Genomic DNA, 25,484 nt, shown 5'->3' on the forward strand with positions numbered 1-25,484 from the left:
GCCTCCAGCTCCGACGGATCAATCCCCGCCCCACGGTCCATGACACTCAGCACCACATACGGCGCGCTGGTGTCCCCGGACACATAAGCCGCCACCTCAACCCCGCTGCCCGCGTGATGCAAGGCGTTGCCAATCAGGTTGTTCAGCAGCCGCTTCATCGATACCCGACGCAATGGAAACGGCTGGATCGGCTCCAGGCGCAGGCGCACTTTCTCTTCGTTCTGGTTGTATGGCGCCGCGACTTCGCGCACCAGATCGCTCAGGTCCACCTCTTCCACCGACTCGTCACGACCATCGCGAATGAACGCCAGGAACTGGTCGAGAATCGCGTCCATGTCTTCGATGTCGCGGATCATGTCGTCCGTCAGGTCGCTGTGGTCGCCCATCAGCTCCAGGGACAGCCGCAAACGGGTCAGTGGCGTGCGCAAGTCGTGCGACACCCCGGCGAGCATCAGTTCGCGCTCGCGGCCGGCCTGCTCGACGTCTTCCGCCATCTGGTTGAAGGCGCGGTAAACCTCGGTCATTTCACTTGGCGTGTCGCTGATCGGCAGACGCACACTGCGGCCCTGGCCGAGTTGCCTCGCGGCATAGACCAGACGTTTCAAAGGTTGATTGAGCTGGCTGACGAAGATCCACGCCGAGGCAGTGGACAGCAGGCCGATAGCGAGGAACCAGCCGAGTACGTTCCAGATTTTCTGGCCGCGCAACGGATGCGGATAAAGCGGCACTTTCAACCAGCCATCACCCAGGCTTGGCGCCCGAACCCACAGGGCCGGCGGCGAATGCATGCGCAATCGGACTTCAGTGTCGGCACCGAGCTCTGCCTGCATCTGCCGCTGATAGATCTCGCTGTAAGGCCAGTGTTGCTCACCTTCCGGCACGCCAGCACCGACTACCCGGATCAGGGTCGCGGCATCGGCAATCTTCGTGCGGTTTTCTTCATCGGCCGCCCAATAGGCGCGTAGCGTCAGGGCGACGCCGTGGCTGTATTGGCGGTCCACCAGCACGTCTTCGTTCATCAACAGATAAACCAGGGTCAGCGCCTTGGAGAACAGCACGACGATCAGCACCAGCCAAAGGGTGCGGGAGAAGAAACTCTGGGGGAACCAAACGGGGGTTTTCATGGATAACCGCTACACACTTGCAGGAGCGAGCGATGCTCGCAGATTGCGGATCGCGAGTCTGCGAGCAAAGTCATCTGACCCGTTGCCCGCAAGACCCGCTCCTACAAATCGCCGATCACTTGGTGGCGGCGCCATCCGGAACGAACACGTAACCCACGCCCCAGACTGTCTGGATGTAACGCGGCTTGGACGGATCGGGCTCGATCATCCGGCGCAGACGGGAAATCTGCACATCGATGGAACGCTCCAGGGCGTCCCACTCGCGGCCACGGGCCAGGTTCATCAGCTTGTCGCGGGTCAGCGGTTCACGGGCATGCTGCACCAGCGCCTTGAGGACGGCGAACTCGCCCGTGGTCAGCATCTGCACCTGATCGCCACGAATCAGCTCGCGGGTGGCCAGGGACAAGGCATAGTCACCGAAGCTGACCGTCTCCTCCTCGCTGCCCGGCGCCCCGGGCACCTGGGGCACCTGACGGCGCAGTACCGCCTTGATCCGCGCCAGCAGCTCGCGCGGGTTGAAGGGTTTGGCCAGGTAGTCGTCCGCCCCCAGCTCAAGGCCCTGAATTCGGCTGCTTTCGTCGCCCTTGGCGGTCAGCATGATGATCGGCACCTGGTTATTGCTGGCGCGCAGGCGTTTGCAGGCCGAGAGCCCGTCCTCGCCCGGCAGCATCAGGTCCAGCACCACCAGTTGGAACAGCTCGCGGGACAGCAGGCGGTCCATCTGCTCGACATTCTCCACAGCACGCACCCGGAAGCCTTGCTCGTCGAGAAAACGCTCCAGCAAGCGACGCAGGCCCGGGTCGTCGTCGACGATCAGGATTTTTTCGCCTTCCGGCGCATTGGCGGTGGTCATCAAAACGCCCTCGGGCTCGAAACAGTGGCGGCATTATGGCCCAGCGCGAGGCCGGGGTAGCGGGTCCATTGTTAGCAGATTTGTCTTGCCGCACGAACGCCCCGCGGCCAGGGCCCGTGGCCGACGGCGCGCTTTTCCCGGACGCGGGTCGCCGGCCGGGTATAATGCCGGCCTTTTGCAGCCGGCCCGTGCCCGCTTTCACTCCTGCTTAGGTGGTTTTATGGACAGCATCAACAGTCGCATCGCTGAGGAACTCGGGGTTCGCCCGCAACAGGTCGCCGCCGCCGTGGCCCTGCTCGATGAAGGCTCGACCGTGCCCTTTATCGCCCGCTACCGCAAGGAAGTGACCGGCAGCCTGGACGACACTCAGCTGCGCAACCTCGAAGAACGCTTGCGTTACCTGCGCGAGCTGGACGAGCGCCGCTTGAGCATCCTGGCGAGCATCGAGGAACAGGGCAAGCTGACCCCCGAACTGGCCCGCGAGATCAAGCTGGCGGACACCAAGACACGCCTGGAAGACCTCTACCTGCCCTATAAGCAAAAGCGCCGGACCAAGGGCCAGATCGCCCTCGAAGCGGGCCTTGGCCCCTTGGCCGACGGCCTGTTCAGCGATCCGACGCTGAGCCCGGAAACCGAAGCCGCGCGTTATGTCGACAGCGAAAAAGGCCTGGGCGACAGCAAGGCGGTGCTCGAGGGCGCCAAGTACATCCTGATGGAGCGTTTTGCCGAGGACGCCAACCTGCTGGCCAAACTGCGCAGCTACCTCAAACAGGACGCCCTGGTCTGCGCCCGCGTGGTACCCGGCAAGGAAGAGGAAGGCGCCAAATTCCGCGACTACTTCGAACACGACGAACCGCTCAAGAGCATGCCCTCGCACCGCGCCCTGGCGATTTTCCGCGGCCGCAACGAAGGCGTCCTCAGCGCCAGCCTGAAAGTCGGCGACGAAGCCTCGGGCACCGTCGCGCCGGGCACCCTGCACCCCTGCGAACTGATGATCGGCCAGCAGTTCGGCCTCAAGGACCAAGGCCGCGCGGCCGACAAGTGGCTGGGCGAAGTGGTGCGCTGGACCTGGAAGGTGAAACTCTACACCCACCTGGAAACCGACCTGTTCGGCGAACTGCGCGAGGGCGCTGAGGAAGAAGCGATCAGCGTGTTCGCCCACAACCTGCACGACCTGCTGCTCGCCGCCCCGGCCGGGCCGCGGGCCACCCTGGGCCTTGACCCGGGCCTGCGCACCGGCTGCAAGGTCGCCGTGGTCGACGCCACCGGCAAATTGCTGGAGTACGCCACCGTCTACCCCCACGTACCGAAGAATCAGTGGGACCAGACCCTGGCCGTGCTCGGCGCGCTGTGCATCAAGCACCGGGTCGACCTGATTTCCATCGGCAACGGTACCGCCAGCCGCGAGAGCGACAAACTGGCCGCCGAGCTGATCAAGAAACTGCCGGAACTGAAGATGACCAAGATCATGGTCTCCGAAGCCGGCGCCTCGGTCTACTCGGCCTCGGAGCTGGCCGCCAAGGAATTCCCCGACCTGGACGTTTCGATCCGCGGCGCGGTCTCGATCGCCCGGCGCCTGCAGGACCCGCTGGCCGAGCTGGTGAAGATCGACCCCAAATCCATCGGCGTCGGCCAGTACCAGCACGATGTTTCGCAGCTGAAGCTGGCGCGCAGCCTGGATGCGGTGGTGGAGGACTGCGTGAACGCGGTCGGCGTCGACGTCAATACCGCCTCGGTGGCGCTGTTGGCGCGGATCTCCGGCCTGAACACCACGCTGGCGCAGAACATCGTCGCCCACCGCGATGCCAATGGCGCGTTCAAGACCCGCGCGGCGCTGAAAAAGGTCAGCCGCCTGGGCGAAAAGACCTTTGAACAAGCCGCCGGCTTCCTCCGGGTGATGAACGGCGACAACCCACTGGACAGCTCCGCCGTCCACCCCGAGACCTACCCCCTGGTCGAGCGCATCGCAGCCGACACCGGCCGCGACATCCGCTCCCTGGTGGGCGACAGCAGCTTTCTCAAGCGCCTGGACCCGAAAAAATTCACCGATGAGCGCTTTGGCCTGCTGACGGTCAGCGACATCCTCCAGGAACTGGAGAAGCCCGGCCGCGACCCGCGTCCGGAATTCAAGACCGCCGCGTTCCAGGACGGGGTCGAGACCCTCAAGGACCTGGAACTGGGCATGGTGCTTGAGGGCGTGGTGACCAACGTCACCAACTTCGGTGCCTTTGTCGATATCGGCGTGCACCAGGATGGCCTGGTGCATATCTCCGCGCTGTCGGAAAAATTCATCAAGGACCCGCGCGAAGCGGTCAAGGCCGGCGACGTGGTCAAGGTCAAGGTGATGGAGGTCGATATCCCGCGCAACCGCATCGCCCTGTCGATGCGCATGGGCGACACCCCGGGCGAGAAGATCGAGGGGCAACGCGGTGGCCGCCAGGGCGGGCAACCTCGGGCCCAGCAGAGCGCGCCACGTAACGAGCCCAAACCGGCCGCCAGCGGCGCCATGGCAGCCCTGTTCGCCAATGCCAAGCCGTTGAAAAAATAGCCGCCGGCGCCGCCTGCCCAGCCGGGTCGGCCGGCCCGGCGCTCGGCGTCCCGCTCGACGGCAGGTGACGCGCCAAGGCTCGGCGCGGTCGCCTGTCTCTAACGCCCGTCCGCCGAGTCGGGGTATAACAGGCAACACCGCACGGCAACCAGGCGAAAACGCCCGTTACTTCATCACCCTTGTAGACCGCCCGGCCCACCCCCATATTGGGGCGACTGACGCGTGAAGGATATCCAATGTTGAGCGAGCTTCTCTCCCGCCGCCTGGTTTTGCTAGGTGCGCGCGCTAACCTCTCCCTGCTCGAACACTGCCTGCACGGCATAGAGCGGGAATGCCTGCGCGTCGATGCCGACGGGCAGCTGGCGGTCACGCCCCACCCGCGGGAACTGGGCTCGGCGCTCACCCATCCGCAGATCACCACCGACTACTCGGAGTCGCTGCTGGAGTTCATCACCCCGGCCGAGGCGGATCCGGCCATGACCCTGGCCAACCTCGAGCAAACCCATCGCTTCGCCTACAGCAAGCTGGCCCGCGACGGGCAACTGCTGTGGAGTCCGTCGATGCCCTGCGCGCTGCCGGACGAGGAGCAGATTCCGATCGCCCGCTATGGCAACTCCCATATCGGCCGCCTCAAGTACGTCTACCGCCAGGGCCTGGCGCTGCGGTATGGCAAGACCATGCAATGCATTGCCGGCATCCATTACAATTTTTCCCTGCCCGAACGCCTGTGGCCCCTGCTGCAGGCGGATGAAGGCGACAGCAGCGACCCACGGGACTATCAATCGGCCCGCTATATCGCGCAGATTCGCAACTTCCGGCGCTACAGCTGGCTGCTGATGTACCTGTTCGGCGCGTCGCCGGCCCTGCACGCCGGTTTCCTGCGCGGCCGCCCACACCAGTTGCAGCAACTGGATGCCGACACCCTCTATTTGCCTTATGCCACCAGCCTGCGCATGAGCGACCTGGGTTACCAGAGCAACGCCCAGGCGGGCCTGACCCCCTGCTACAACGACCTGGCCAGCTACACCGACAGCCTGCGCCAGGCGGTGGCCACGCCCTACCCGGCCTATGTCGCCATCGGCAGCAAAAAAGACGGTGAATGGCTGCAGTTGAACACCAACATCCTGCAAATCGAGAACGAGTACTACTCCAATATCCGCCCCAAGCGGGTCACCTACAGCGGCGAGCGGCCGATCCAGGCCCTGATGGCCCGCGGGGTGCAATACGTCGAAGTGCGCTGTCTGGACATCAACCCCTTCCTGCCCATGGGTATCGACCTGCCGGAAGCCCGCTTTCTCGATGCCTTCCTGCTGTACTGCGCGCTACAGGACAGCCCGCCGCTCGCCAGCGGCGAATGCCACGCCTGCACCGACAACTTCCTGACGGTGGTCAAGGAAGGCCGGCGCCCTGGCCTGCAACTGCAACGTGACGGCCAGGCGGTAAGCCTGCAGGACTGGGCCAGCGACCTGCTGGACGACATCCAGCTCCTGGCCGACCTGCTCGACCGCAGTCACGGCGGCAGTGCCCACCACGAGGCCATGACCGCACAGCGGGCCAAGGTCGTCGACGCGACCCTGACGCCCTCGGCCCAGGTCTTGGCCAGCCTGACATCCAGCGGGCAGAGCTTTACCCAGTTCGCCCTGCAGCAGAGCCGGCTGCATGCCGACTACTTCCGCAGCCAGCCGCTGAGTGCCAGCGAACAGGCGGAGCAGGAGGCTCGGGTGGAAACCTCGCTGCGCGAGCAGGCCGAGCTGGAAGCCAGTGAAGTGGGCGATTTCGATACCTTCGTCGGGGCCTATCAGGCCAGCATCCTCGCCTTCAGCAACTGAGCCGTTGCAGTGCGCAAAGGGCAGCGCAGACGCGCAGCCCGTCACAAATCCGCGATCCCGGACCCCGCGCCGACACCGAAGGTCCCCCGCGCCGCCGCCGGGACAGCTAGCATGAGCCAATTGACTCAACCGCGAGCCGTTCCCTATGGCGTCATCCGACGCGCTACCCGATGACGACCGGCACTGGAGCCTGGAAAGCCTGAACAAGGCTTATCAACAAGGTTACATGGCCGGTCTGACCGGCCAGATCAACGCTCCGCAGCACAGCGCCGAAGTGCTAACCGCCGCCTGGGAAGCCGGCTGGGATGACGGGCGCGAGCAATTCGAGATGCATCAGCAGAAGACCGCCTAGGCGGCTCCTCACCGCCGCCCTTCTCGCCCTGGCGGGAGAGGGGCAGAGAAAGCCAGGTCCGCCAACGGCGGGCTGTTCGCTGCGCTCCTGAGCCCGCCCTACAACGACTTTTCGAAGATCTGCGAGTTGCGCTGGTAGTTGTACAGCGAGGCCCGCGCCGCCGGCAGGCGCTCCACGCCGCTGGGCTGAAAGCCGCGCTCGCGGAACCAGTGCGCCGTGCGGGTCGTCAGCACGAACAGGGTGTTGAGGCCCTGGGCCCGGGCACGCTCTTCGATGCGCTCGAGCAACTCGTCACCCCGACCGCCATGCCGGTAATCCGGATTGACCGCCAGGCAGGCCAGCTCGCCGCAATCGGAATCGGCGATCTGGTAGAGCGCCGCGCAGGCGATGATCAGGCCATCGCGCTCGACGATGCTGAACTGCTCGACCTCGCGCTCCAGCACTTCCCGTGAGCGGCGCACCAGGATGCCCTGCTCCTCCAGCGGCCGGATCAGCTCCATCAGCCCGCCGACGTCCTCGATGGTGGCTTCGCGCAGTGACTCGAACTGCTCCTGGGTCACCAGGGTACCGCCACCATCGCGGGTAAACAGCTCGGTCAACAGCGCACCGTCTTCGGCGAAACTGACGATATGGCTGCGCCGCACACCGCCACGGCAGGCCTGGGCCGCGGCGTCGAGCAATTCAGCCTGGTAGTTGCTGCCCAGGCGTTCCAGGTGCGGCGCCACCTGCTGCGGGCGCAACTCACGCACCAGCTTACCGCTGGCGTCCAGCAGGCCACGCTCGGCCCCGAACAGCAGCAATTTGTCGGCCCCCAGGTCGATGGCCGCGCGGGTCGCCACGTCCTCGCAGGCCAGGTTGAAGGTTTCCCCCGTAGGCGAATAGCCCAAGGGCGAGAGCAGCACGATGGAACGCTCGTCGAGCAACCGTCCAATACCCTTGCGGTCGACCCGACGGACCTCGCCGGTGTGGTGGTAATCCACCCCTTCGAGAACCCCGATCGGCCGCGCGGTGACGAAATTGCCACTGGCGACGCGCAGGCGCGAGCCCTGCATGGGGGATGCCGCCAGGTCCATGGACAGGCGCGCCTCGATGGCGATGCGCAGTTGGCCGACCGCGTCGATCACGCACTCCAGGGTCGGGCCGTCGGTGATGCGCAAGCCATGGTGAAAGTGCGGTATCAGGCCGCGCTGGACCAGGCGCGTCTCGATCTGCGGTCGCGAACCGTGTACCAGCACCAGGCGCACGCCCAGGCTGTGCAGCAATACCAGGTCATGGACGATATTGCCGAAATTCGGATGATCCACACCCTCGCCCGGCAGCATGACGACAAAGGTGCAGTCACGATGGGCGTTGATATAGGGCGTGGCGTGGCGAAGCCAGTTGACGTAGTCGGGCATAACAAAAAAGCCTGCAATCGGTAGACAGTCGGAAGAACGCATTGCGGCCCCAGGGGCCAGACACTGAACCGGGTGCAGCTTTATCGTCGAAATTGCACGCGCACGCCGGGTCTCCTCGAGGTCATGCCGATGGGGTCCACATCATGCCGCAGGGCGCAGGCAATAATGCTGGATCAATTCACGCAACAAGGTCACGGTCGGCTGCAGGCGGTCCATATCCAGGTATTCGCCCGGCTGGTGGGCACAAGCGATATCGCCCGGCCCCAGCACCAGCGTCTCGCAGCCCAGTTGCTGCAGGTAGGGGGCCTCGGTGCCAAAGGCCACCGCGCCGGCCGTATGCCCGGTCAGGCGCTCGGCCAGGCGCACCAGTTCGGCATCGGCAACCTGCTCGAAGGGCGGCACGCAGGGGAATAACGGAGCAAAATCTATCTGCACCTGGTGGCGCTCGGCCAACGGCAGCAAACGCTCGCGGATCGCGCCACGCAGCCACTCGGGATCCATGCCCGGCAGCGGCCGCAGGTCGAACTCCAGGGCGCACTGGCCGCAGATCCGGTTGGGGTTGTCGCCGCCATGGATACAGCCCAGGTTGAGGGTCGGTTGGGGCACGCCGAATTGCGGATTGCGAAACTCCCGTTGCCATTGGGCGCGCAAGCTCATCAGTTCGCCGATGCAGGCGTGCATGGCCTCCAGCGCGCTGTGCCCCAAGCCGGGATCCGACGAGTGGCCACTGCGCCCAAGGATATCCAGGCGCTCCATCATCACCCCCTTGTGCAGGCGCACCGGCTTCAGGCCGGTCGGCTCGCCAATCACCGCCGCACGGCCCAAGGGCCGCCCGGCCGCGGCCAGGGCGCGGGCGCCGGACATGGAGCTTTCCTCGTCGCACGTGGCGAGGATCAGCAGCGGCTGCTGAAAAGGTTGCTCGAGCAGCGGCCGCACGGCCTCGATCACCAGGGCGAAGAAGCCCTTCATGTCGCAGCTGCCCAGGCCGACCCAGCGTCCATCAACCTCGGTCAGCTTGAGCGGGTCGGTTTGCCACAACGCCGCGTCGAAGGGCACCGTATCGCTGTGCCCGGCCAGCACCAGCCCACCCGGTCCGCTGCCATAGCTGGCCAGCAGGTTGAATTTACCCGGGGTGATTTCCTGCAGCTCGCAGGCAAAGCCCAAATCGCCCAACCAGCCGGCCAGCAACTCGATCACCGCCCAGTTGGACAGGTCCCACTGCGGCTGGGTACAGCTGACCGACGGCGCGGCGATCAGCGCGGCGAATTGGGCTTTCAGGGAGGGGACTGGCATCGGTGATCTCCACACGCGAAGGCTGCATCATAGAGCCTTCGCCCCCCAGGAATAAACCGTCGGGTCGTTCAAGCTCGCTTGTCCTGTACACTGCGCGACTACAGCAGCCCATGTCATCCCGGCTGCGCCTCCGTTATCAGCGCTTGGATTGTCCGGCCATGCAGAAAGAAACTGAAATCAAACTCCGCGTCAGCCGCGAAACCCTGGCGGCCCTGCGCGAGCATCCGCTGCTGAAAAAACGCAACAAGAGCGGCTGGGAGCGGCGCGAGCTGTTTAACCAGTACTTCGACACCGTCGAACGCGACCTGGCCCAGGCCAAGATCGCCCTGCGCATTCGCCGCGACGGCGACCAGCTGATCCAGACGCTCAAGACCCGTGGCCAGAGCGTGGCCGGGCTGTCCGAGCGCAACGAATTCGACTGGCCGCTGACCAAGGCCAAGCTGGACCTGAAAAAGCTCGACGACCAGTGCTGGCCCGCCACTTTGGCCGAACTGGACAAGAAAACCCTCAAACCGCTGTTCACCACGGATTTTGTCCGTGAACGCGCGGAAATCGCCTGGGGCCGGGGCAAGACCAAGGTGATCATCGAAGCGGCGCTGGACCTGGGCAAGGTGGTGGCCGACGGCCAGGAAGAAGAAATCTGCGAGCTGGAGCTGGAGTTGCGCCAAGGCGAACCCGAGGCCCTGCTGGAACTGGCCAGCGAGCTGGCCGCCGACCTGGCGCTGATGCCCTGCGACATCAGCAAGGCCGAGCGCGGCTACCGGTTGTTCGATGCCGGCAGTTACGCCCTGTCGCTCAGCACACCCGAGATCCTAACCGAACAGCCGCTGGACGAGGCCTTCGCCGTGCTCGCCTGGCACCTGCTGGGCAGCAGCCAGCGTCTGGCCGAGCAATATCGTTTCAACGGCCACTGGCGCCTGCTGGTCGATTGGGTCGAACAACTCAGTGAACTGCGCGCCCTGCTGGCCAGTCTCGGCCAGGCGGCACCGCGAGTGGCCAGCCATGAACTGCGCAGCATTCTGGATGCCTTGCTCGGCGATTGGCGTCCACGGCTGCAGGCCGGCCTGCACGAGGACGCGGCGCGGCAACTGGCGCCCCTGCAGTTCGCCGAGGAACTCAACGGCACCCGCTGGGGCCTGTTCTCCCTGCACGCTTCGCGCTGGCTGCTGACCCGGCGCTGGACGCTGGAGCGCAGCAATCGCGGCAATCGTCAGGGCGCCGCCACCCTGGGCAATTGGTTGCCGACACAGATCGCCGACGAGGGCGTGGCCCTGCAACTCAAGCGCTATCAGCAGCAGCCGGAAGACCTCGCCGAGCAGCTGCCGCGCATCGAGCGCTTGCTGGTCTGGCTGCATCACGCGCGCTCGGTGCTGGACGTCGCGGAAACCGACCGACTGTACGGTGAGTTGCGCAAACTGCATGAACTGGCCAGCCGCCCGCTGGATCCGGAAACACTCGAGGCCCGCGCGCAGCAGGCGCAGGCCTTGGCCAGCAACAGGGCCTGGAAACAGCTGACCCGCTAAGCGGAAGGCTTCAGGGCCCGTTACCCTCGCCGCCGCGGAGAACGGCCCCAGGCCCCGCTCGGCCCGGCCCGGCCCGGCAAGGCACTTCAGGTGCCGGCCCTGCCGCGAGCGTCAGCCCAGCGGCAGGCTGGTGGTGGACTTGATTTCTGAAAGCGCCACAGTCGAATTCACCTCCTGTACACCTGGCAAGGCCGAGAGTTTTTCGAAGAAAAACCGCTCGTAGGCCTCAATGTCCGCGGTGACGATACGCAGCAGAAAGTCCACCGAGCCCATCATCACATAACACTCCAGCACCTCTGGGAGCTCGCGAATCGCTGCGGCGAATTCCGTGAAGTTGGCCCGTCCATGGGCGTTAAGTTTGACCTCGGCAAAAATCTGGGTGTTCAGGCCGACCTTCTTGCGGTCCAGCAAGGTCACCTGGCGGCGGATAATCCCCTCGTCCTTCAAGCGCTGAATGCGGCGCCAGCAGGGCGACTGGGACAAACCAATGCGCTCGGCAATCTCCCCGCTCGACAGTGCAGCGTCCTCCTGCAACAGGGCCAGGATATGGCGATCGTAACCGTCCAATGTGCCCTGCATAACTTAATCTCCTAATGCGTGATCCTGAATTAGAAATCTAAAAATACAGGATAAAGCGCCGTTAAAGACCGGTTATTCCGCTCCCGGCATGGAAAAATTGCTTCCTGATCCAAGGAGCACCCCATGCCCGACGCCACCACCCTGCCCGCCGTCACCAGCGCCCACCCGCAACGCCCAGATCCCTGGGCCGGGCCCGCCCGCGAGCGGGTGTGTTTTCGCATCGTCGCCGAGCCCGAAACAGATATTCTGTGCCGTCTGCTCAACGGATTTGCCCAGCAGTCGCTGCTGCCTTCGCACGTCGAGCTGCAGCGGCAAGGGCCGTTGCTGACCATTGAGATCAGCCAGCCAGACGTCAGTTGGCACCGCGCCGAGTTGATCGCGCAACGCATGCGCGGCTTGATCGATGTACGGTCGGTGCTGCTGCAACCCTGCCCGAGTGCGCGGACCCAGCGCAGTGTTCCAGCCTGAGCCGACAGACTTGAGGGTGGCGTACCACTGACAGGCGCCGTACTGGTCAGCGTCGTGCTGCAGGGTTGCGAGCACTGACACAGACGATCGCACGGACCGTCGCGCCCACTCCCCCATTCGGGCATGCTGACGGCTACTCTAGATGCGCAAGGCCGGACTGCGGGTAGCTTGCAGTGCCGACGCATCACGCCCCCCCACAAGGAGCCTCATGTCTGCCCTCACCTCATCGGCCCAGGACCGACAACTTGACTTGAACGACGTGCTGCGCGAGCTGGTCAGTCGCGGCCGCTTGAGCCAGGAAACCGCCGAGCAATGCATGGCCGTTCGTCGCAGCAGCGCGAACGCGCAGCTGCATCCGTTGGAGTTCCTCGCCGGCCAGCAACTCGATGACCTCGGCCGACCCGGCAAGAAACTCGACCTGGAAAGCCTGACCCTGTGGTTGGCGGAACTGGCCGGCCAGCCCTACCTGCGTATCGACCCGCTGAAGATCGATGTCGCGGCGGTGATGCCACTGATGTCCTACGCCTTTGCCCAACGCCACAAGATCCTGGCCGTGGCGGTCAGCGCGGAAGGGGTGACCATTGCCAGCGCCCAGCCTTTTGCCCAGCGCTGGGAAGCCGACCTGTTCCACGTCCTCAAATTGCCGATCAAACGGGTGGTGGCCAATCCGGTCGACATCCAGCGTTTTACCGTGGAATTTTTTCGCCTGGCCAAATCGGTCAGCGGTGCCAATGCACAGGACAGCAAGAACAGCGGCCTTGGCAATTTCGAACAGCTGCTGAACCTGGGCGCCAGCGACCAGGAGCCGGACGCCAACGACGCCCATATCGTCAATATCGTCGACTGGCTGTTTCAGTACGCCTTTCAGCAACGCGCCAGCGATATTCATGTCGAGCCCCGCCGTGAACAGGGCACGGTACGCTTCCGTATCGACGGCGTGCTGCACAACGTGTATCAATTCCCGCCCCAGGTCACCATGGCCATCGTCAGCCGGGTCAAGGCGCTGGGACGGATGAACGTGGCGGAAAAACGCAAGCCTCAGGACGGTCGGGTCAAGACCAAGACCCCCGACGGCGGCGAAGTCGAATTGCGCCTGTCGACGCTGCCCACCGCGTTCGGCGAAAAGATGGTGATGCGGATCTTCGACCCGGAAGTACTGCTGAAGAACTTCGATCAGTTGGGGTTTTCCCCAGACGACCTGCGCCGCTGGCAGGACATGACCAGCCAGCCCAACGGCATCATCCTGGTCACCGGACCGACCGGTTCGGGCAAAACCACCACGCTCTATACCACCCTCAAGAAGCTGGCGACCTCCGAGGTCAATCTCTGCACCATTGAAGACCCGATCGAAATGGTCGAACCGGCCTTCAACCAGATGCAGGTCCAGAGCAATATCGACCTGACCTTCGCCAGCGGTGTGCGCGCCTTGATGCGTCAGGACCCCGACATCATCATGGTGGGCGAGATCCGCGACCTGGAAACCGCCGAGATGGCGATCCAGGCGGCGCTGACCGGGCACCTGGTGCTGTCGACCCTGCATACCAACGATGCGCCCAGCGCCATCACCCGCTTGCTCGAACTGGGGGTGCCGCACTACCTGCTCAAAGCCACGCTGCTCGGTATCATGGCGCAACGCCTGGTGCGCACCCTGTGCCCACATTGCAAGGCACCGGCAGCCATCAGCGAAGAGGATTGGCAGACCCTGACCAAACCCTGGAGCTCGCCGCGACCGGCCGGCACCCAAAAAGCGGTCGGCTGCCTGGAATGCCGCGACACCGGGTTTCGTGGCCGTGCGGGGGTGTATGAAATCATGCAATTGAACGACAACATCAAACCCCTGATCACCGCCGACACCGATATCGTCGCGCTGCGTCGGCAGGCATTCAAGGATGGCATGCGCAGCCTGCGCCTGTCCGGCGCCCAGAAGGTCGCGGCCGGGCTGACGACCATGGAGGAAGTGCTGCGCGTGACGCCCCAAAGCGAGCAGAAATAGTTCAACATGTCCGCGACGGCCCAGAAGCTGTTCGAGGCCGCCAAGCTGGTAAACCTTTTGCCCAGTACAGGAACTCTTATGGAAATCGGCAGTGTCATCCTTCTTTTCGTCGGCCTGGCGGTCGCCATCCTGTTTATGGGGTTCAAGGTCGTACCCCAAGGCTTCGAGTGGACGGTGGAGCGCTTCGGTCGCTACACCAATACGCTCAAACCGGGGCTGAACATCATCGTGCCCGTGATGGACCGCATCGGTCGCAAGCTCAACGTCATGGAAAGCGTGCTGGATATCCCGCCCCAGGAAGTCATCACGGCTGACAACGCCACCGTGCAAATCGATGCCATCTGCTTTTTCCAGATCATCAATTCGGCCCAGGCGGCTTATGAAGTCAACAATCTGGAACATGCCATCCGTAACCTGGTGATGACCAATATCCGTACCGTACTGGGTTCCATGGAGCTGGACGCCATGCTGGGCCAGCGCGACGCGATCAACGAACGCCTGCTCAAGACGGTCGATGAAGCCACCGCGCCTTGGGGTATCAAGATCACCCGCATCGAGATCAAGGACATCAGCCCCCCAGCCGACCTGATGGCGGCCATGTCCGGGCAAATGAAAGCCGAGCGCATCAAGCGCGCACAAATCCTCGAGGCCGAAGGCCTGCGCGCCGCGGCAATCCTCACCGCCGAAGGCAAGAAACAAGGCCAGATCCTGGAAGCTGAAGGCGAGCGCGAAGCCGCTTTCCTGCAAGCCGAAGCCCGCGAGCGCGCTGCGGCGGCCGAAGCCGAGGCCACCCGTATGGTGTCCGACGCCATCGCCGCCGGTAACGTGCAAGCGATCAATTACTTCGTCGCGCAGAAGTATATCGATGCCCTCGGCAAGCTGGCGTCAGCCAACAACAGCAAGGTGATTCTGATGCCACTGGAGGCGAGCCAGGTCATCGGTGCCGTCGGCGGCATCAGCGAAATCGTCAAGGCCACCTTCAACGAACGCAAAGGCTAAATACCGTGAGCTACCTGCAACACCTGTCGTTCTGGGACTGGCTGGCGCTGGGCAGCCTGCTGCTGATTCTCGAGGTCTTTGGCCTGGGCGGTTACCTGTTGTGGACCGGGCTGGCCGCGGCCATCGTGGGCGTATTGACCTACCTGTTCCCGGAGCTGCCCTGGACCTGGCAATTCGTCCTGTTCGGCAGCTTGTCGATCCTCACGGCGCTGTACTGGTGGCACCGTCAACGGGTCGCCGGCAAGCCGTCGGATCAACCCGGACTGAACCAGCGCGGCAGTGAACTGCAGGGGCGCCAGTTCGTCCTGCACGAGGCCATAGTGGACGGTCGCGGCAAGATCAAGGCCGGTGACAGCCTGTGGCTGGTGATAGGTCCTGACCTGCCGGTGGGCAGTGCGGTACGCGTGGTGGGCCAGCAAGGCGTGCGACTGGTGGTGGAAGCCGCGCAGTAAGCTGGCCATCTGATGTCAAACTGAGGGAACCTGCGCGCGGCACCCGACTCTGAAGAAAGTCCACCTGACTTCGGAGACATCGCCATGTGCCGTTACCCTGCCTTTGCCCTGGTTGCCCTGTTGAGCCTGCCTGTGACCCAGGCGTTGGCAGACAGCGTGGTACGCGACATCCTGTCCTCCGGCGCCACCACGGCGTCGACCTACCTGACGTTCAAGGACCACAAATTGGTGCTCGCCGCCCGCGACGACGCCGGCAGTTTTATCGCCAGTGGCGGGCAGATCCGTGGCCCCTACCTCGAGGCAGCACTGCAGCGCCTGCGCGCCGAGCGACCGGAGCTGCGCGCCAGCGACCTGGAGCTGGCCAGCGCGATCCTGGCCAGCGAGCCGGTGGATCCACGTTAAGCAACACGAGCCCCGCAGGTCGACCTGACGCGGGCTGAAATCAGGCATGACGGGGCGCGGGTCGCCACGGAAGGCCGAGTTAGGCGTGCAGGAAAACCCTCGAGCGGGGACGCAAGGGACCCAGTCTTTGCTCATCAGGGTTTGCTGACCTGCAGCACGACACAGGCACAGCCCTAGCAAATGCCGTGGAGCAGCCGTCACGCATCGGCGTCACATGCCGCCTTATAGGCGCTGGCGTCGAGCAGTTTGTCCAACTCCGCCGCATCCCGGGGCTTGAGTTTGAAGAACCAGCTGCCGTAGGGGTCGCCGTTGACGCTTTCCGGCGCATCGCCGAGCGCCTCGTTCACCGCCACCACCTGGCCGCCGATGGGTGAGTAGATATCCGAAGCGGCCTTGACCGACTCCACCACGCCGGCTTCCTGGCCGGCATTCAATTCTTTGCCCAGCTCAGGCAACTCGACGAACACCACATCGCCCAGGGCCTCCTGAGCATGGTCGGAAATGCCCACGGTAACGCTCCCGTCGGCTTCCAGGCGGGCCCATTCGTGGCTGGCCGCAAAACGCAGGTCGGCAGGTATGTGACTCATGACGATGTCCTCAAATACGCGGGAGGCGGAGGCTCCGCCTGAAGAAAAAAACGGCTGATGCAATCCAGTCCGCTCAGGTTAGATCACGGCTTTGCCATGGCGCACGAAATTCGGCTGAACAACACGCACCGGGTACCATTTGCCGCGAATTTCCACCTCGGCGCGCTCGCCCGTGGTGGCTGGCAAGCGGGCCAGGGCAATGGACTTGCCCAAGGTAGGGGAAAAACTGCCGCTGGTGATTTCACCTTCGCCCAGCCCTTCGACCCGTACCACCTGATGCGCGCGCAGCACACCCCGTTCTTCCAGCACCAGGCCGACCAGTTTGGCTTGGGGCCCCGCCGCCTGCTGGGTTTCCAGCGCCGCGCGACCGATGAAATCCCGCGAGGCGGGCTCCCAGGCGATGGTCCAGGCCATGTTGGCGACCAGCGGCGAGACCGTTTCGTCCATGTCCTGGCCGTAGAGGTTCATGCCCGCCTCCAGCCGCAAGGTGTCTCGCGCCCCAAGACCGATCGGCGCGATACCCGCACCGACCAACTCGGTAAAAAACCCCGGCGCCTGCTCGGCCGGCAGAATGATCTCCAAGCCGTCCTCGCCGGTATAACCGGTGCGCGCAATAAACCAGTCGCCTTGCACCAGCCCCTCGAAGGGCTTGAGGTCGGCGATCAACTGCGCACGTGCACCACTGACCAACTCGGCGGTTTTCGCCCGCGCGTGGGGTCCCTGGATAGCCAGCATGGCCAGTTCGGCGCGTTCGTTCAGGTCCACGGAGAAACCGGCGGTGCGCGCACGCATCCAGGCCAGGTCCTTGTCGCGGGTGGCGGCATTGACCACCACGCGATAGCCCTCTTCGGTCAGGTAGACGATCAGGTCGTCGATTACCCCTCCCTGATCATTCAACATCCCGCTGTAGAGCGCCTTGCCAAGCACGCCGAGACGCGCGACATCGTTCGCCAGCAAGTGCTGCAGGTAGGCTTTGGCCTGGGAGCCGGTGACATCCACCACCGTCATATGCGAGACGTCGAACACGCCGCAGTCGCGTCGCACCTGATGGTGCTCCTCGACCTGCGAGCCGTAGTGCAACGGCATATCCCAACCGCCGAAATCGACCAGCTTGGCACCCAGGGCACAGTGCTGGTCATAGAGGGGTGTACGCTGTCCCATGGGTTTCTCCATCCGGGCGTGGCGAAGCTGTGGACGGGCATCGATACGGGGCTGAGCTTGTCACGACAAGGCACTGGCACCCGTACCGCAGGCCCGGTCTGAATGACGGGCCACAGCGAATGGCGCGCATTGTAGCCGCAAGGCCGGGGCAGGTCATCACGGGCGCAGTTTCAAGCAGGCAGCGGTTGCCGCGTTCGTTGCGTAGGATGGCGTTGAGCACAGCGATACCCATGCTGCACCGCGCCCAACCTGTCGCCGAGGGGGGCCCGCCGAGAGAGCCGCTTCGGCGACTACCAGGGTCGCCCAAGTCTGCTGCATAACTTCGGCTTATTAATAAACGCCAACCAGCAGGTCGTAGTTCAACCGCCGACTAGCCGTTCGGCCTAGCCGAGCGACGAATCAGCAGGATCACCGGCAGCAAACCGACCAGCACCAGGCTCAGGGCCGGCAGTGCAGCCCGTGCCCATTCGCCTTCGCTGGTCATCTCGAACACCCGTACCGACAAGGTATCCCAGCCGAAGGGCCGCATCAGCAGGGTGGCCGGCATCTCCTTGAGCACGTCGACAAACACCAGCAAGGCCGCGCTCAGCACCGCCGGTATCAGCAGGGGCAGGTAGACCCGCAGGAACAGCCAGGGCCCAGCGACCCCCAGGCTGCGCGAGGCTTCGGGCAACGAAGGGCGGATGCGTGCCAGGCCATTTTCCAGGGGACCATGGGCCACGGCGATAAAGCGGATCAGGTAGGCCAGCAGCAGCGCCACCAGGCTGCCCAGCAACAGCGGCTTGCCCGCCCCGCCCAGCCAGAGGGACAGCGGCATGACCCAGGTCCGATCCAGGTAACTGAAAGCCAGCATAATGGCCACCGCCAGCACAGAGCCAGGCAACGCATAGCCGAGGTTGGCCAGGCCGACCGCTGCGCGAATCGACCGGGTCGGCGCCAGGCGTCGCGCGAAGGCCAGCAGCAAGGCCACGCCGACCGTGAGCAGCGCCGCCAATCCGCCCAGGTAAAGAGTGTGCAGGATCAAGCCGGCGTAGCGCTCGTCCAGATCGAAACGACCACGTTGCCAGCACCAGACCAGCAGCTGCAGCAGCGGGATGATAAAGGCACACAGCAGCACCAGCCCACACCAGGCGCTGGCGGCCCAGGCCCAGACCCCGCGCAGCTGGTAGAGCGCCTTGCCCCGCGGCCGCTCGCTGGCGGGGCGCGCCGGACCACGGGTCCGGCGCTCGCCATAGAGCACCAGCATCACCGCCAGCAACAGCAGACTGGCCAGCTGGGTGGCGCTGGCCAGGCTGTAAAAGCCGTACCAGGTCTTGTAGATGGCGGTGGTGAAGGTATCGAAATTGAACACCGATACGGCGCCAAAATCCGCCAGGGTCTCCATGATGGCCAGGGCCAGACCGGCGCCGATGGCGGGTCGGGCCATTGGCAACGCCACCCGCCAAAACGCCTGCCAGGGCGATTGACCGAGCACCCGGGCGGCCTCCATCAGGCCCTTGCCCTGGGCCAGGAACGCGCCGCGCGCCAAGAGGTAGACATAGGGGTAGAACACCAGCACCAGTACCAGGATCACCCCGCCGCTGGAGCGCACCCGCGGCAGCCGCACACTGGCGCCGAACCAGTCGCGCAGCAGGGTTTGTAGCGGGCCGGCGAAGTCGAGCAGGCCGACGAAGACAAAGGCAAGCACATAGGCCGGGATCGCGAAGGGCAACATCAGCGCCCAATCCAGCCAGCGTCGCCCGGGAAATTCGCAAAGGCTGGTCAGCCAGGCCAGGCTGACGCCCAGCAGGGTGACGCCACAGCCGACACCGGTCACCAGCAGCAGGGTATTGCCCAGCAGGCGCGGCATCTGGGTCGCCCACAGGTGTGCCCAGATTTCCTCGTCGATCTCATGCCAGGACAGCAGCAGCACGGTTAACGGCAGCAGCACCAACGCGGCGATGGCAAAGGTGATGGGGTACCAGCGACGCTGGGCGGAATGGGCCACGGGATCCTCGACGGACAGAAAAGACAACGCCCCGACCTGGGCCGAGGCGCCGAGTATAAGGGTTAGCCAAGCTGCAAGCTGCAAGCTGCAAGCTGCAAGCTGCAAGCTGCAAGCTGCAAGCTGCAAGCTGCAAGCAAGGCTGGGCGCTGTCGAGCGCCGCCCCAAGGCTTTTTGACGTTACCTGCGGCTTATGGCTTGCCGCTTACCGCTGTCTTTTATGGCCACTGCCCTGTAGGCCTTAATTCCAGCCCATGCGGTCCATCAGCTTGATGGCTTCGGCCTGGCGCTTGCCCGCCACTTCCACCGGTACGCTGTCGGCCTTGAAGGACCCCCAGGCCGCCACTTCCGCGGAAGGCGCCACGCCGGGGTTGGCCGGAAACTCCTGGTTGATGCCAGCGAACAGAGCCTGCGCCTCTTCGCCGGTCATCCATTCCAGCAGTTTCTGCGCGGCTTCCGGGTGCGGCGCGTAACGGGTCACACCGGCGCCCGAGAGGTTGACGTGGACCCCGCGATCGCCCTGGTTGGGCCAGAACAACTTGGCCTTGAGCGCCGGATTGTCCTTGTGCAGACGGCCGTAGTAGTAGGTATTGACCAGGCCGACATCGCATTGACCGGCGTCGACCGCCTGGATCAACGCGGTGTCGTCGGCGAACACGTCGGTGGCCAGGTTATCGACCCAACCCTTGACGATGGTTTCGGTCTTGGCCTGGCCATGGGCCTCGAGCAGCGTGGCGGTCAACGACTGGTTATAGACCTTCTTGCTGGTGCGCAGGCACAGGCGACCTTCCCAGTTCTTGTCGGCAAGTGCCTCGTAGGTGCTCAGCTCCTCCGGCTTGACCCGCTCGGTGGAATAGACGATGGTCCGCGCGCGCAGGGACAGGCCGGTCCAGCCGCCAGTGGAGGAGCGGTACTGCGCGGGAATATTGGCCTTGATCAGCGCCGAATCCAGCGGTTTGAGTATGGCCAGCTGTTCAGCCTGCCAGAGGTTGCCGGCGTCCACGGTGATCAGCAGATCGGCCGGGGTGTTCTCGCCCTCGGCCTGCAGCCGCGCCATCAGCGGCGCCTCCTTGTCGGTGATGAATTTGACCGCGACACCGGTCTTGGCGGTATAGGCGTCGAACACCGGTTTGATCAGCTCGTCGATGCGCGAGCTGTACACCACCACTTCGTCGGCCGCCTGCACCCCGCCGGTCAGCGCACTGAGTGACAGAACGGCGAGAAGAGCTTTGCTTGCCTGCATGGAAACGGCCTCATACAACCGAAATAAAGGAACTGAACAATAGTGAATAGCATTTAGCTTCTCAACCCGCGTGAACGCCCAGGCGTAACGGAATATTGCGGCGGGTCGGCCGCGCGGCTCAGGGCCGGGCCAGGGCCGGCAGGTCCCCGGACAGGCCCAGCGCCTGGCGCACGAACAGCGCCTTGGCCTCGGGCAGGCCATTGACCCAGTTCAAGCCGGTGTTGCGCAACCAACGCAGCGGCAAGGGGTCCGCCTGGAACAGCCGCTCGAAGCCTTCCATCGCCGCCATCATCGCCAGGTTGTGCGGCATTCGCCGCCGCTCGTAACGGCTCAGCACCTTGAGGTCGGCGAGGGGCTCACCCCGTTCGAGGGCATGCAGCAGCACTTCGGCCAGCACCGCCGCGTCGAGAAAGCCGAGGTTCACGCCTTGTCCAGCCAGGGGGTGAATGGTGTGCGCGGCGTCGCCGATCAAGGCCAGGCCCTTTTCCACGTAACGTTTGGCGTGCCGTTGACGCAGCGGGATGCACAGGCGCGGGTCACTCTGCAGGACTTCACCCAGGCGCCACTCGAAGGCCTTGCTCAATGCCAGGCAAAAATCGTGGTCCTCCAGCGCCATCAAACGCTCAGCCTCCGCGGGGCGGGTCGACCAGACGATCGAACACCAGTGCCCGTCGCCGGCCAGGGGCAGAAATGCCAGCGGGCCGTCATCGGTGAAGCGCTGCCACGCGGTGCCGCCATGGGGCGTGGCGCACCGCACGCTGGTGACTATCGCGTGGTGCAGGTAATCCCATTCCCGGGTCGCGCAGCCCGCCAGTCGCCGTACCGCGGAATTGGCGCCGTCGGCGGCGATCACCAAGGGCGTGCGCAGCTCACGACCGTCGCCGAGGGTCAGCAACCAGTCGTCGCCGGAATGCCGCAGCTGCTCCAGCCGGGCATTGGCCAGCAGGCCCAGGTCACTGTCGTGCAAGCGCTCCAGCAGGGCATCCTGGATCACCCGATTTTCGACGATATGACCGAGCACGTCGGCATGCACGCTGGCTGCGGAGAAATGCACCTGACCGGTGCCCGAGCCGTCCCAGACCTGCATTTGCGCATAGGGGCTGCAGCGTCGTCGTTCGATCGCCGACCAGGCGCCAAGACGCTCCAGCACACGCTGGCTGGCGGCCGACAGCGCACTGACACGGGGCTCATACGCCCCTTGCCGGTCGAACGGTTTGACGCTCAGGGGACTGCCATCGACCAGCAGAATGTCCAGCCCGCTGTCCTTGAGCGCCAGCGCCAGGGCGCTGCCCACCATGCCGGCACCCACTATGATCAGATCCGCTCGCATTTCTAGGTCCTTAGGCTGGGCTCTGGCGCAACAGGCGCCAGGGCATCCGGGTAAAGTTCGACGACCCGCCGGCCTGCGCGGGTCGGCTGTCAGGCGCGCCGCCGGACGCGGCGGGCCAGCGTGGCAGGGGGCTCGCTCATTCGGGGCGGGTACCCAACCCCATCGCCTGGCGGGCGAACCAGCGTTTGGCCGGCGGTATCAGGTCCAGGCCCAGCAGGCCCAGGGTACGCCCCGCAGCCAGCCAGGGGTCGGGGCGCCCGAACAGCCGCGTTACCTGGTCGGAAAAGCCCACGGTCAGCTGTTGATCGCGCAGCTGACGGGCGCCATAGCGCTGCAGGGTCGCCAGATCACCGGGCGCGGCCGCACTCTGCAGCAGGGTCTCGGCCAACACCAGGGTATCGCGCAGCGACAGGTTGTAGCCCTGGCCCGCGATCGGATGCAAGGTATGGGCGGCGTTACCCAGCACCACCAGATGCGGCCTGACCTGCTCCTGCGCCTCGATCAATGCCAAGGGATAGAGATGTCGGGCGCCGACGTGCCGCAGGGCGCCCAGGCGGTAACCGAAGGCCTGCTGCAACTCACCGAGAAAGGCCTGTTCGCTCAGCCCGGCCAGGCGCGTCGCATCCCCATGGGCGCGGGTCCAGACCAGTGCGCAGCGGTCGTCCAGCAGCGGCAGCAGGGCCAACGGCCCCTCGTCGGTAAAACGCTCGAACGCCTGCCCCCGATGTGCCTCGCCGGGAGTGAGGTTGGCGATCAGCGCGCTCTGCCCGTAGGCAGCATGGCTGACAGCGATGCCGAGCTGCTCGCGCAACCCGGAACGGCCACCATCGGCCAGCACGGCCAGGTCGCAATCCAGCAGGCTGTGATCATCGAGCTGCAGGCGGTAGCCGTCTTCGAGCGCCTCGAGGCGAACCACCTCGGCCGGACAGCGCCAACTGACCACTTCGGGGTCCAGGGCCTGCCACAGGCACTGCCCCAGCCAGGCGTTTTCCACCACATAGCCCAAGGCTGGCACGCCCTCCTGCCCGGCACTCAGACGGGCCGCGCCGATACGACCGCGGTCGGACACATGGATCCGTTCGATGGCCTGCGCCCGTGGCGCGACCTGGGGCCAGATGCCCAGGCGCTCGTACAGCTGGCGGCTGCCATAGGACAGGGCCGTGGAGCGCGCATCGTAACTGGGCTGATAGGCCGCGCCCGGGGCGAAGGGTTCGACCAGCACGATGCGCCAGCCACGGGCCTTGGCGCCGTCCTGCAGGGCCAGCGCCAGGCTGGCGCCGACCAAGCCGCCACCGATGATCGCCAGCTGCACGCGGTCCACGGCCCTAGGCAACCTCGGTGCGCGCGCCGGCCATCAGCGCCTCGATCTCGGCGACCGTCTTGGGCACACCGGTAGTCAGGATTTCACAGCCGGTCTTGGTCACCACCACATCGTCCTCGATGCGTACGCCGATACCGCGCCATTTCTTCGCCACCGACTCGTTGTCGCTGGCGATATAGATGCCCGGCTCGACGGTCATGGCCATGCCCACTTCGAGCACGCGCCACTCGCCACCGATCTTGTAATCACCGACATCATGCACGTCCATGCCCAGCCAATGGCCGGCGCGGTGCATGTAGAACGGCTTGTACGCCTCACGGGCGATCAGCTCGTCCACCGCGCCCTCCAGCAGCCCTAGCTCCACCAGCCCCTCGGTGATCACCCGCACCGTGGTTTCATGAGCCTGGTTCCAATGCTTGCCCGGCGCGATATCCAGGAAGGCCGCCTCCTGGGATTTGAGCACCAGTTCGTAGATAGCCTTCTGTTCGGGGGAAAACCGGCCATTGACCGGAAAGGTGCGGGTGATGTCGCTGGCGTAACAATCGATTTCACAGCCGGCATCGATCAGGATCAGATCACCGTCCTTCAGTAGCGCATCGTTCTCGCGGTAATGCAGGATGCAGGCATTGCGCCCGGCAGCGACGATCGAGCCATAGGCCGGCATTTTGGCGCCGCCCTTGCGGAACTCGTAGTCCAGCTCGGCTTCCAGGTGGAACTCATGCAGGCCAGCACGGCTGGTCTGCATGGCGCGCACATGGGCGCGGCAGGAAATCTCCGCCGCCTCACGCATGACCTTCACTTCGGCAGTCGACTTGTACAGGCGCAGGTCGTGCAGCAAATGACCGAGGGCGACGAATTCGTTGGGCGGCTGGGCGCCCTGGCGGGCCTTGGAGCGGATCACGTTGATCCACTCCATCAGATGGCGGTCGAACTCCGGATGGGCCCCCATGGAGTAGTAAACCCGCTCGCGGCCTTCGATAAGCCCCGGCAGAATGTCGTCGATATCGCCAATGGGGAAGGCGTCATCGGCGCCGTACTGGCTGACGGCGCCTTCCTGACCGGCCCGCAGGCCATCCCACAACTCACGCTCCGGATCACGCTCGCGGCAGAACAGCAGGTACTCGCCATGGGCCCGGCCGGGAATCAGTACCACCACCGACTCGGGCTCCGGAAAGCCACTGAGGTACTGGAAATCGCTGTCCTGGCGGTAGATGTGTTCGACATCACGATTGCGGATGTACACCGGCGCTGCCGGCAGGATGGCGATGCTGTTGGGTTCCATCTGATCCATCAGCGCCTTGCGCCGACGGGCATATTCCGACTTGGGGATCATGGGGAGAGGCTCGCTTCAGTGCAAAGAGGGCGTGGGCGCCACGACGGCGCGTTTGGCGCATTCGGTAAACAACAACAAAGGGGCGACCCGTAGATACTCCATAACTTCCATGTAATCGCCTTCCGCATCCTCGGACTCTTCCAGGGCACTTTGCACCTGGGCGATAGCCGCGAGGTCCTGCAATACTTCCACCGCTTCGCCGCTCAGGGCGGTCGCGCGCGCCGTCAAACCAAAGCCGCCGAGAAATCCCTGGCACCACTGACCCAGCGCTTGCGCCCGCTCGACCAGCGGCGCTTCGTCGCCCGGTAACAGCAGGACCACGGCCATGTCGGTTCCGGACAACTCGTCCTTGACCATGGCCTGCAGGCCGATCAGGGCCTGGCGGACGTTGTCCACCGGTGCACCACCCAGCAGTTCGGCGGCATCCACCAACCAGCTGTCGATTTCGAACCCCGCCCCGGCGCAACTGCGCCCCAGCAACAGGCCGTGCAATTCGGCAGGTGAAACCGGTTGACCGGCATTGGCGAGCAGCAAGGCAAAGGCACTGTACGGTGAATTCTGGATGGGCATGGGCAAGTGGGCGTCTTGGTACGCGATGACTAGAATGAAGACCTTGTATCCTAGCACCGGCCAAGGCGCCAAGACCATCACATGGCCGCGCCGGGATGCCCCGTTGGGGCGCCCGATCCTATATAGTTCTGCCCATCCACAGC

Annotated in this window: 22 protein-coding genes; 9 read left to right on the forward strand and 13 right to left on the reverse strand. The window is 64.7% G+C overall.

Features of this window, described 5'->3' with window-relative positions:
* The coding region (locus ABWY06_RS14700) for a histidine kinase dimerization/phospho-acceptor domain-containing protein (protein WP_353926306.1) at positions 1-1,124 on the reverse strand (1,124 nt) is incomplete at its 3' end.
* A gap of 115 nt (positions 1,125-1,239) precedes the next feature.
* Complete coding sequence (gene ompR / locus ABWY06_RS14705; RefSeq protein ID WP_353926307.1) at positions 1,240-1,977, reverse strand: osmolarity response regulator transcription factor OmpR; 738 nt, start codon at positions 1,975-1,977, stop codon at positions 1,240-1,242.
* A gap of 220 nt (positions 1,978-2,197) precedes the next feature.
* Between ompR and ABWY06_RS14710 the strand changes: the two genes are divergently transcribed.
* The 3 genes from ABWY06_RS14710 (at position 2,198) to rmf (ending at position 6,706) form a co-directional block, all read left to right on the forward strand.
* Complete coding sequence (locus tag ABWY06_RS14710; RefSeq protein WP_353926308.1) at positions 2,198-4,525, forward strand: Tex family protein; 2,328 nt, start codon at positions 2,198-2,200, stop codon at positions 4,523-4,525.
* Between the two features lie 239 nt (positions 4,526-4,764).
* Positions 4,765-6,354 carry a glutamate--cysteine ligase gene (gene gshA, locus ABWY06_RS14715; RefSeq protein WP_353926599.1) on the forward strand — a complete coding sequence of 530 codons (1,590 nt, stop codon included), beginning with the start codon at positions 4,765-4,767 and terminating at the stop codon, positions 6,352-6,354.
* A gap of 145 nt (positions 6,355-6,499) precedes the next feature.
* Entirely contained in the window at positions 6,500-6,706 is a 207-nt protein-coding gene (gene rmf / locus ABWY06_RS14720) for a ribosome modulation factor (protein WP_353926309.1), read from the forward strand.
* A 98-nt stretch (positions 6,707-6,804) separates the two neighbouring features.
* On the opposite strand, the gene argA is transcribed toward rmf, so the two are convergent.
* Together argA and argE are read right to left on the reverse strand one after the other, a co-directional pair.
* Complete coding sequence (gene argA / locus ABWY06_RS14725; RefSeq protein WP_353926310.1) at positions 6,805-8,103, reverse strand: amino-acid N-acetyltransferase; 1,299 nt, start codon at positions 8,101-8,103, stop codon at positions 6,805-6,807.
* Between the two features lie 141 nt (positions 8,104-8,244).
* A complete protein-coding gene (argE, locus tag ABWY06_RS14730) occupies positions 8,245-9,396 on the reverse strand; it encodes an acetylornithine deacetylase (protein ID WP_353926311.1) in 1,152 nt (383 codons plus the stop codon).
* A 158-nt stretch (positions 9,397-9,554) separates the two neighbouring features.
* Between argE and ABWY06_RS14735 the strand changes: the two genes are divergently transcribed.
* Complete coding sequence (locus ABWY06_RS14735; RefSeq protein WP_353926312.1) at positions 9,555-10,919, forward strand: CYTH domain-containing protein; 1,365 nt, start codon at positions 9,555-9,557, stop codon at positions 10,917-10,919.
* A 111-nt stretch (positions 10,920-11,030) separates the two neighbouring features.
* On the opposite strand, the gene ABWY06_RS14740 is transcribed toward ABWY06_RS14735, so the two are convergent.
* Positions 11,031-11,498 (reverse strand): Lrp/AsnC family transcriptional regulator, encoded by a 468-nt coding sequence (locus tag ABWY06_RS14740; protein ID WP_353926313.1) that lies wholly within the window; start codon positions 11,496-11,498, stop codon positions 11,031-11,033.
* A 123-nt stretch (positions 11,499-11,621) separates the two neighbouring features.
* Between ABWY06_RS14740 and ABWY06_RS14745 the strand changes: the two genes are divergently transcribed.
* From ABWY06_RS14745 to ABWY06_RS14765, 5 genes are all read left to right on the forward strand, one after another.
* On the forward strand, positions 11,622-11,966 hold the full coding sequence (locus ABWY06_RS14745) for an ACT-like domain-containing protein (RefSeq protein WP_353926314.1): 345 nt from the start codon (positions 11,622-11,624) through the stop codon (positions 11,964-11,966).
* 208 nt (positions 11,967-12,174) lie between these two features.
* On the forward strand, positions 12,175-13,959 hold the full coding sequence (gene tfpB, locus ABWY06_RS14750; RefSeq protein WP_353926315.1) for a type IV pilus assembly ATPase TfpB: 1,785 nt from the start codon (positions 12,175-12,177) through the stop codon (positions 13,957-13,959).
* Between the two features lie 78 nt (positions 13,960-14,037).
* On the forward strand, positions 14,038-14,958 hold the full coding sequence (locus ABWY06_RS14755; RefSeq protein WP_353926316.1) for an SPFH domain-containing protein: 921 nt from the start codon (positions 14,038-14,040) through the stop codon (positions 14,956-14,958).
* A gap of 5 nt (positions 14,959-14,963) precedes the next feature.
* Positions 14,964-15,410, forward strand: a complete 447-nt coding sequence (locus tag ABWY06_RS14760) for an NfeD family protein (RefSeq protein ID WP_353926317.1) — start codon at positions 14,964-14,966, stop codon at positions 15,408-15,410.
* An 84-nt stretch (positions 15,411-15,494) separates the two neighbouring features.
* Positions 15,495-15,812 (forward strand): DUF2388 domain-containing protein, encoded by a 318-nt coding sequence (locus ABWY06_RS14765; RefSeq protein WP_353926318.1) that lies wholly within the window; start codon positions 15,495-15,497, stop codon positions 15,810-15,812.
* A 197-nt stretch (positions 15,813-16,009) separates the two neighbouring features.
* On the opposite strand, the gene gcvH is transcribed toward ABWY06_RS14765, so the two are convergent.
* The 8 genes from gcvH to ABWY06_RS14805 all read right to left on the reverse strand — a co-directional run bounded on the left by gcvH (position 16,010) and on the right by ABWY06_RS14805 (position 25,341).
* Positions 16,010-16,399 (reverse strand): glycine cleavage system protein GcvH, encoded by a 390-nt coding sequence (gcvH, locus tag ABWY06_RS14770; RefSeq protein WP_353926319.1) that lies wholly within the window; start codon positions 16,397-16,399, stop codon positions 16,010-16,012.
* A gap of 78 nt (positions 16,400-16,477) precedes the next feature.
* Complete coding sequence (gene gcvT / locus ABWY06_RS14775) at positions 16,478-17,560, reverse strand: glycine cleavage system aminomethyltransferase GcvT (protein WP_353926320.1); 1,083 nt, start codon at positions 17,558-17,560, stop codon at positions 16,478-16,480.
* Between the two features lie 370 nt (positions 17,561-17,930).
* Positions 17,931-19,547 carry an ABC transporter permease gene (locus tag ABWY06_RS14780; RefSeq protein ID WP_353926600.1) on the reverse strand — a complete coding sequence of 539 codons (1,617 nt, stop codon included), beginning with the start codon at positions 19,545-19,547 and terminating at the stop codon, positions 17,931-17,933.
* Positions 19,548-19,785: 238 nt separating this feature from the next.
* Entirely contained in the window at positions 19,786-20,787 is a 1,002-nt protein-coding gene (locus ABWY06_RS14785; RefSeq protein ID WP_353926321.1) for an extracellular solute-binding protein, read from the reverse strand.
* Positions 20,788-20,905: 118 nt separating this feature from the next.
* On the reverse strand, positions 20,906-22,117 hold the full coding sequence (locus tag ABWY06_RS14790) for a 2-octaprenyl-3-methyl-6-methoxy-1,4-benzoquinol hydroxylase (protein ID WP_353926322.1): 1,212 nt from the start codon (positions 22,115-22,117) through the stop codon (positions 20,906-20,908).
* 136 nt (positions 22,118-22,253) lie between these two features.
* Complete coding sequence (gene ubiH, locus ABWY06_RS14795) at positions 22,254-23,438, reverse strand: 2-octaprenyl-6-methoxyphenyl hydroxylase (protein WP_353926323.1); 1,185 nt, start codon at positions 23,436-23,438, stop codon at positions 22,254-22,256.
* A gap of 4 nt (positions 23,439-23,442) precedes the next feature.
* Positions 23,443-24,771, reverse strand: coding sequence for a Xaa-Pro aminopeptidase (gene pepP, locus ABWY06_RS14800; RefSeq protein ID WP_353926324.1), 1,329 nt, complete (start codon positions 24,769-24,771; stop codon positions 23,443-23,445).
* A gap of 15 nt (positions 24,772-24,786) precedes the next feature.
* A complete protein-coding gene (locus ABWY06_RS14805) occupies positions 24,787-25,341 on the reverse strand; it encodes a YecA/YgfB family protein (protein WP_353926325.1) in 555 nt (184 codons plus the stop codon).
* Between the last annotated feature and the right edge of the window lie 143 nt (positions 25,342-25,484).

Origin of the sequence: Pseudomonas sp. (assembly GCF_040514055.1) — a bacterium.
Lineage (GTDB): Bacteria > Pseudomonadota > Gammaproteobacteria > Pseudomonadales > Pseudomonadaceae > Aquipseudomonas.

Excerpts from the sequence above, each read along its gene's own strand:
- ABWY06_RS14790 (WP_353926322.1), bottom strand. The coding sequence starts at position 22,117 with ATGCGAGCGGATCTGATCATAGTGGGTGCCGGCATGGTGGGCAGCGCC.
- argE (WP_353926311.1), bottom strand. The coding sequence starts at position 9,396 with ATGCCAGTCCCCTCCCTGAAAGCCCAATTCGCCGCGCTGATCGCCGCG.
- tfpB (WP_353926315.1), top strand. The coding sequence starts at position 12,175 with ATGTCTGCCCTCACCTCATCGGCCCAGGACCGACAACTTGACTTGAAC.
- argA (WP_353926310.1), bottom strand. The coding sequence starts at position 8,103 with ATGCCCGACTACGTCAACTGGCTTCGCCACGCCACGCCCTATATCAAC.
- ABWY06_RS14735 (WP_353926312.1), top strand. The coding sequence starts at position 9,555 with ATGCAGAAAGAAACTGAAATCAAACTCCGCGTCAGCCGCGAAACCCTG.
- ABWY06_RS14755 (WP_353926316.1), top strand. The coding sequence starts at position 14,038 with ATGGAAATCGGCAGTGTCATCCTTCTTTTCGTCGGCCTGGCGGTCGCC.
- rmf (WP_353926309.1), top strand. The coding sequence starts at position 6,500 with ATGGCGTCATCCGACGCGCTACCCGATGACGACCGGCACTGGAGCCTG.
- ABWY06_RS14710 (WP_353926308.1), top strand. The coding sequence starts at position 2,198 with ATGGACAGCATCAACAGTCGCATCGCTGAGGAACTCGGGGTTCGCCCG.
- pepP (WP_353926324.1), bottom strand. The coding sequence starts at position 24,771 with ATGATCCCCAAGTCGGAATATGCCCGTCGGCGCAAGGCGCTGATGGAT.
- ABWY06_RS14745 (WP_353926314.1), top strand. The coding sequence starts at position 11,622 with ATGCCCGACGCCACCACCCTGCCCGCCGTCACCAGCGCCCACCCGCAA.
- gcvT (WP_353926320.1), bottom strand. The coding sequence starts at position 17,560 with ATGGGACAGCGTACACCCCTCTATGACCAGCACTGTGCCCTGGGTGCC.
- ompR (WP_353926307.1), bottom strand. The coding sequence starts at position 1,977 with ATGACCACCGCCAATGCGCCGGAAGGCGAAAAAATCCTGATCGTCGAC.
- ABWY06_RS14805 (WP_353926325.1), bottom strand. The coding sequence starts at position 25,341 with ATGCCCATCCAGAATTCACCGTACAGTGCCTTTGCCTTGCTGCTCGCC.
- ABWY06_RS14765 (WP_353926318.1), top strand. The coding sequence starts at position 15,495 with ATGTGCCGTTACCCTGCCTTTGCCCTGGTTGCCCTGTTGAGCCTGCCT.
- ABWY06_RS14740 (WP_353926313.1), bottom strand. The coding sequence starts at position 11,498 with ATGCAGGGCACATTGGACGGTTACGATCGCCATATCCTGGCCCTGTTG.
- gcvH (WP_353926319.1), bottom strand. The coding sequence starts at position 16,399 with ATGAGTCACATACCTGCCGACCTGCGTTTTGCGGCCAGCCACGAATGG.
- ABWY06_RS14785 (WP_353926321.1), bottom strand. The coding sequence starts at position 20,787 with ATGCAGGCAAGCAAAGCTCTTCTCGCCGTTCTGTCACTCAGTGCGCTG.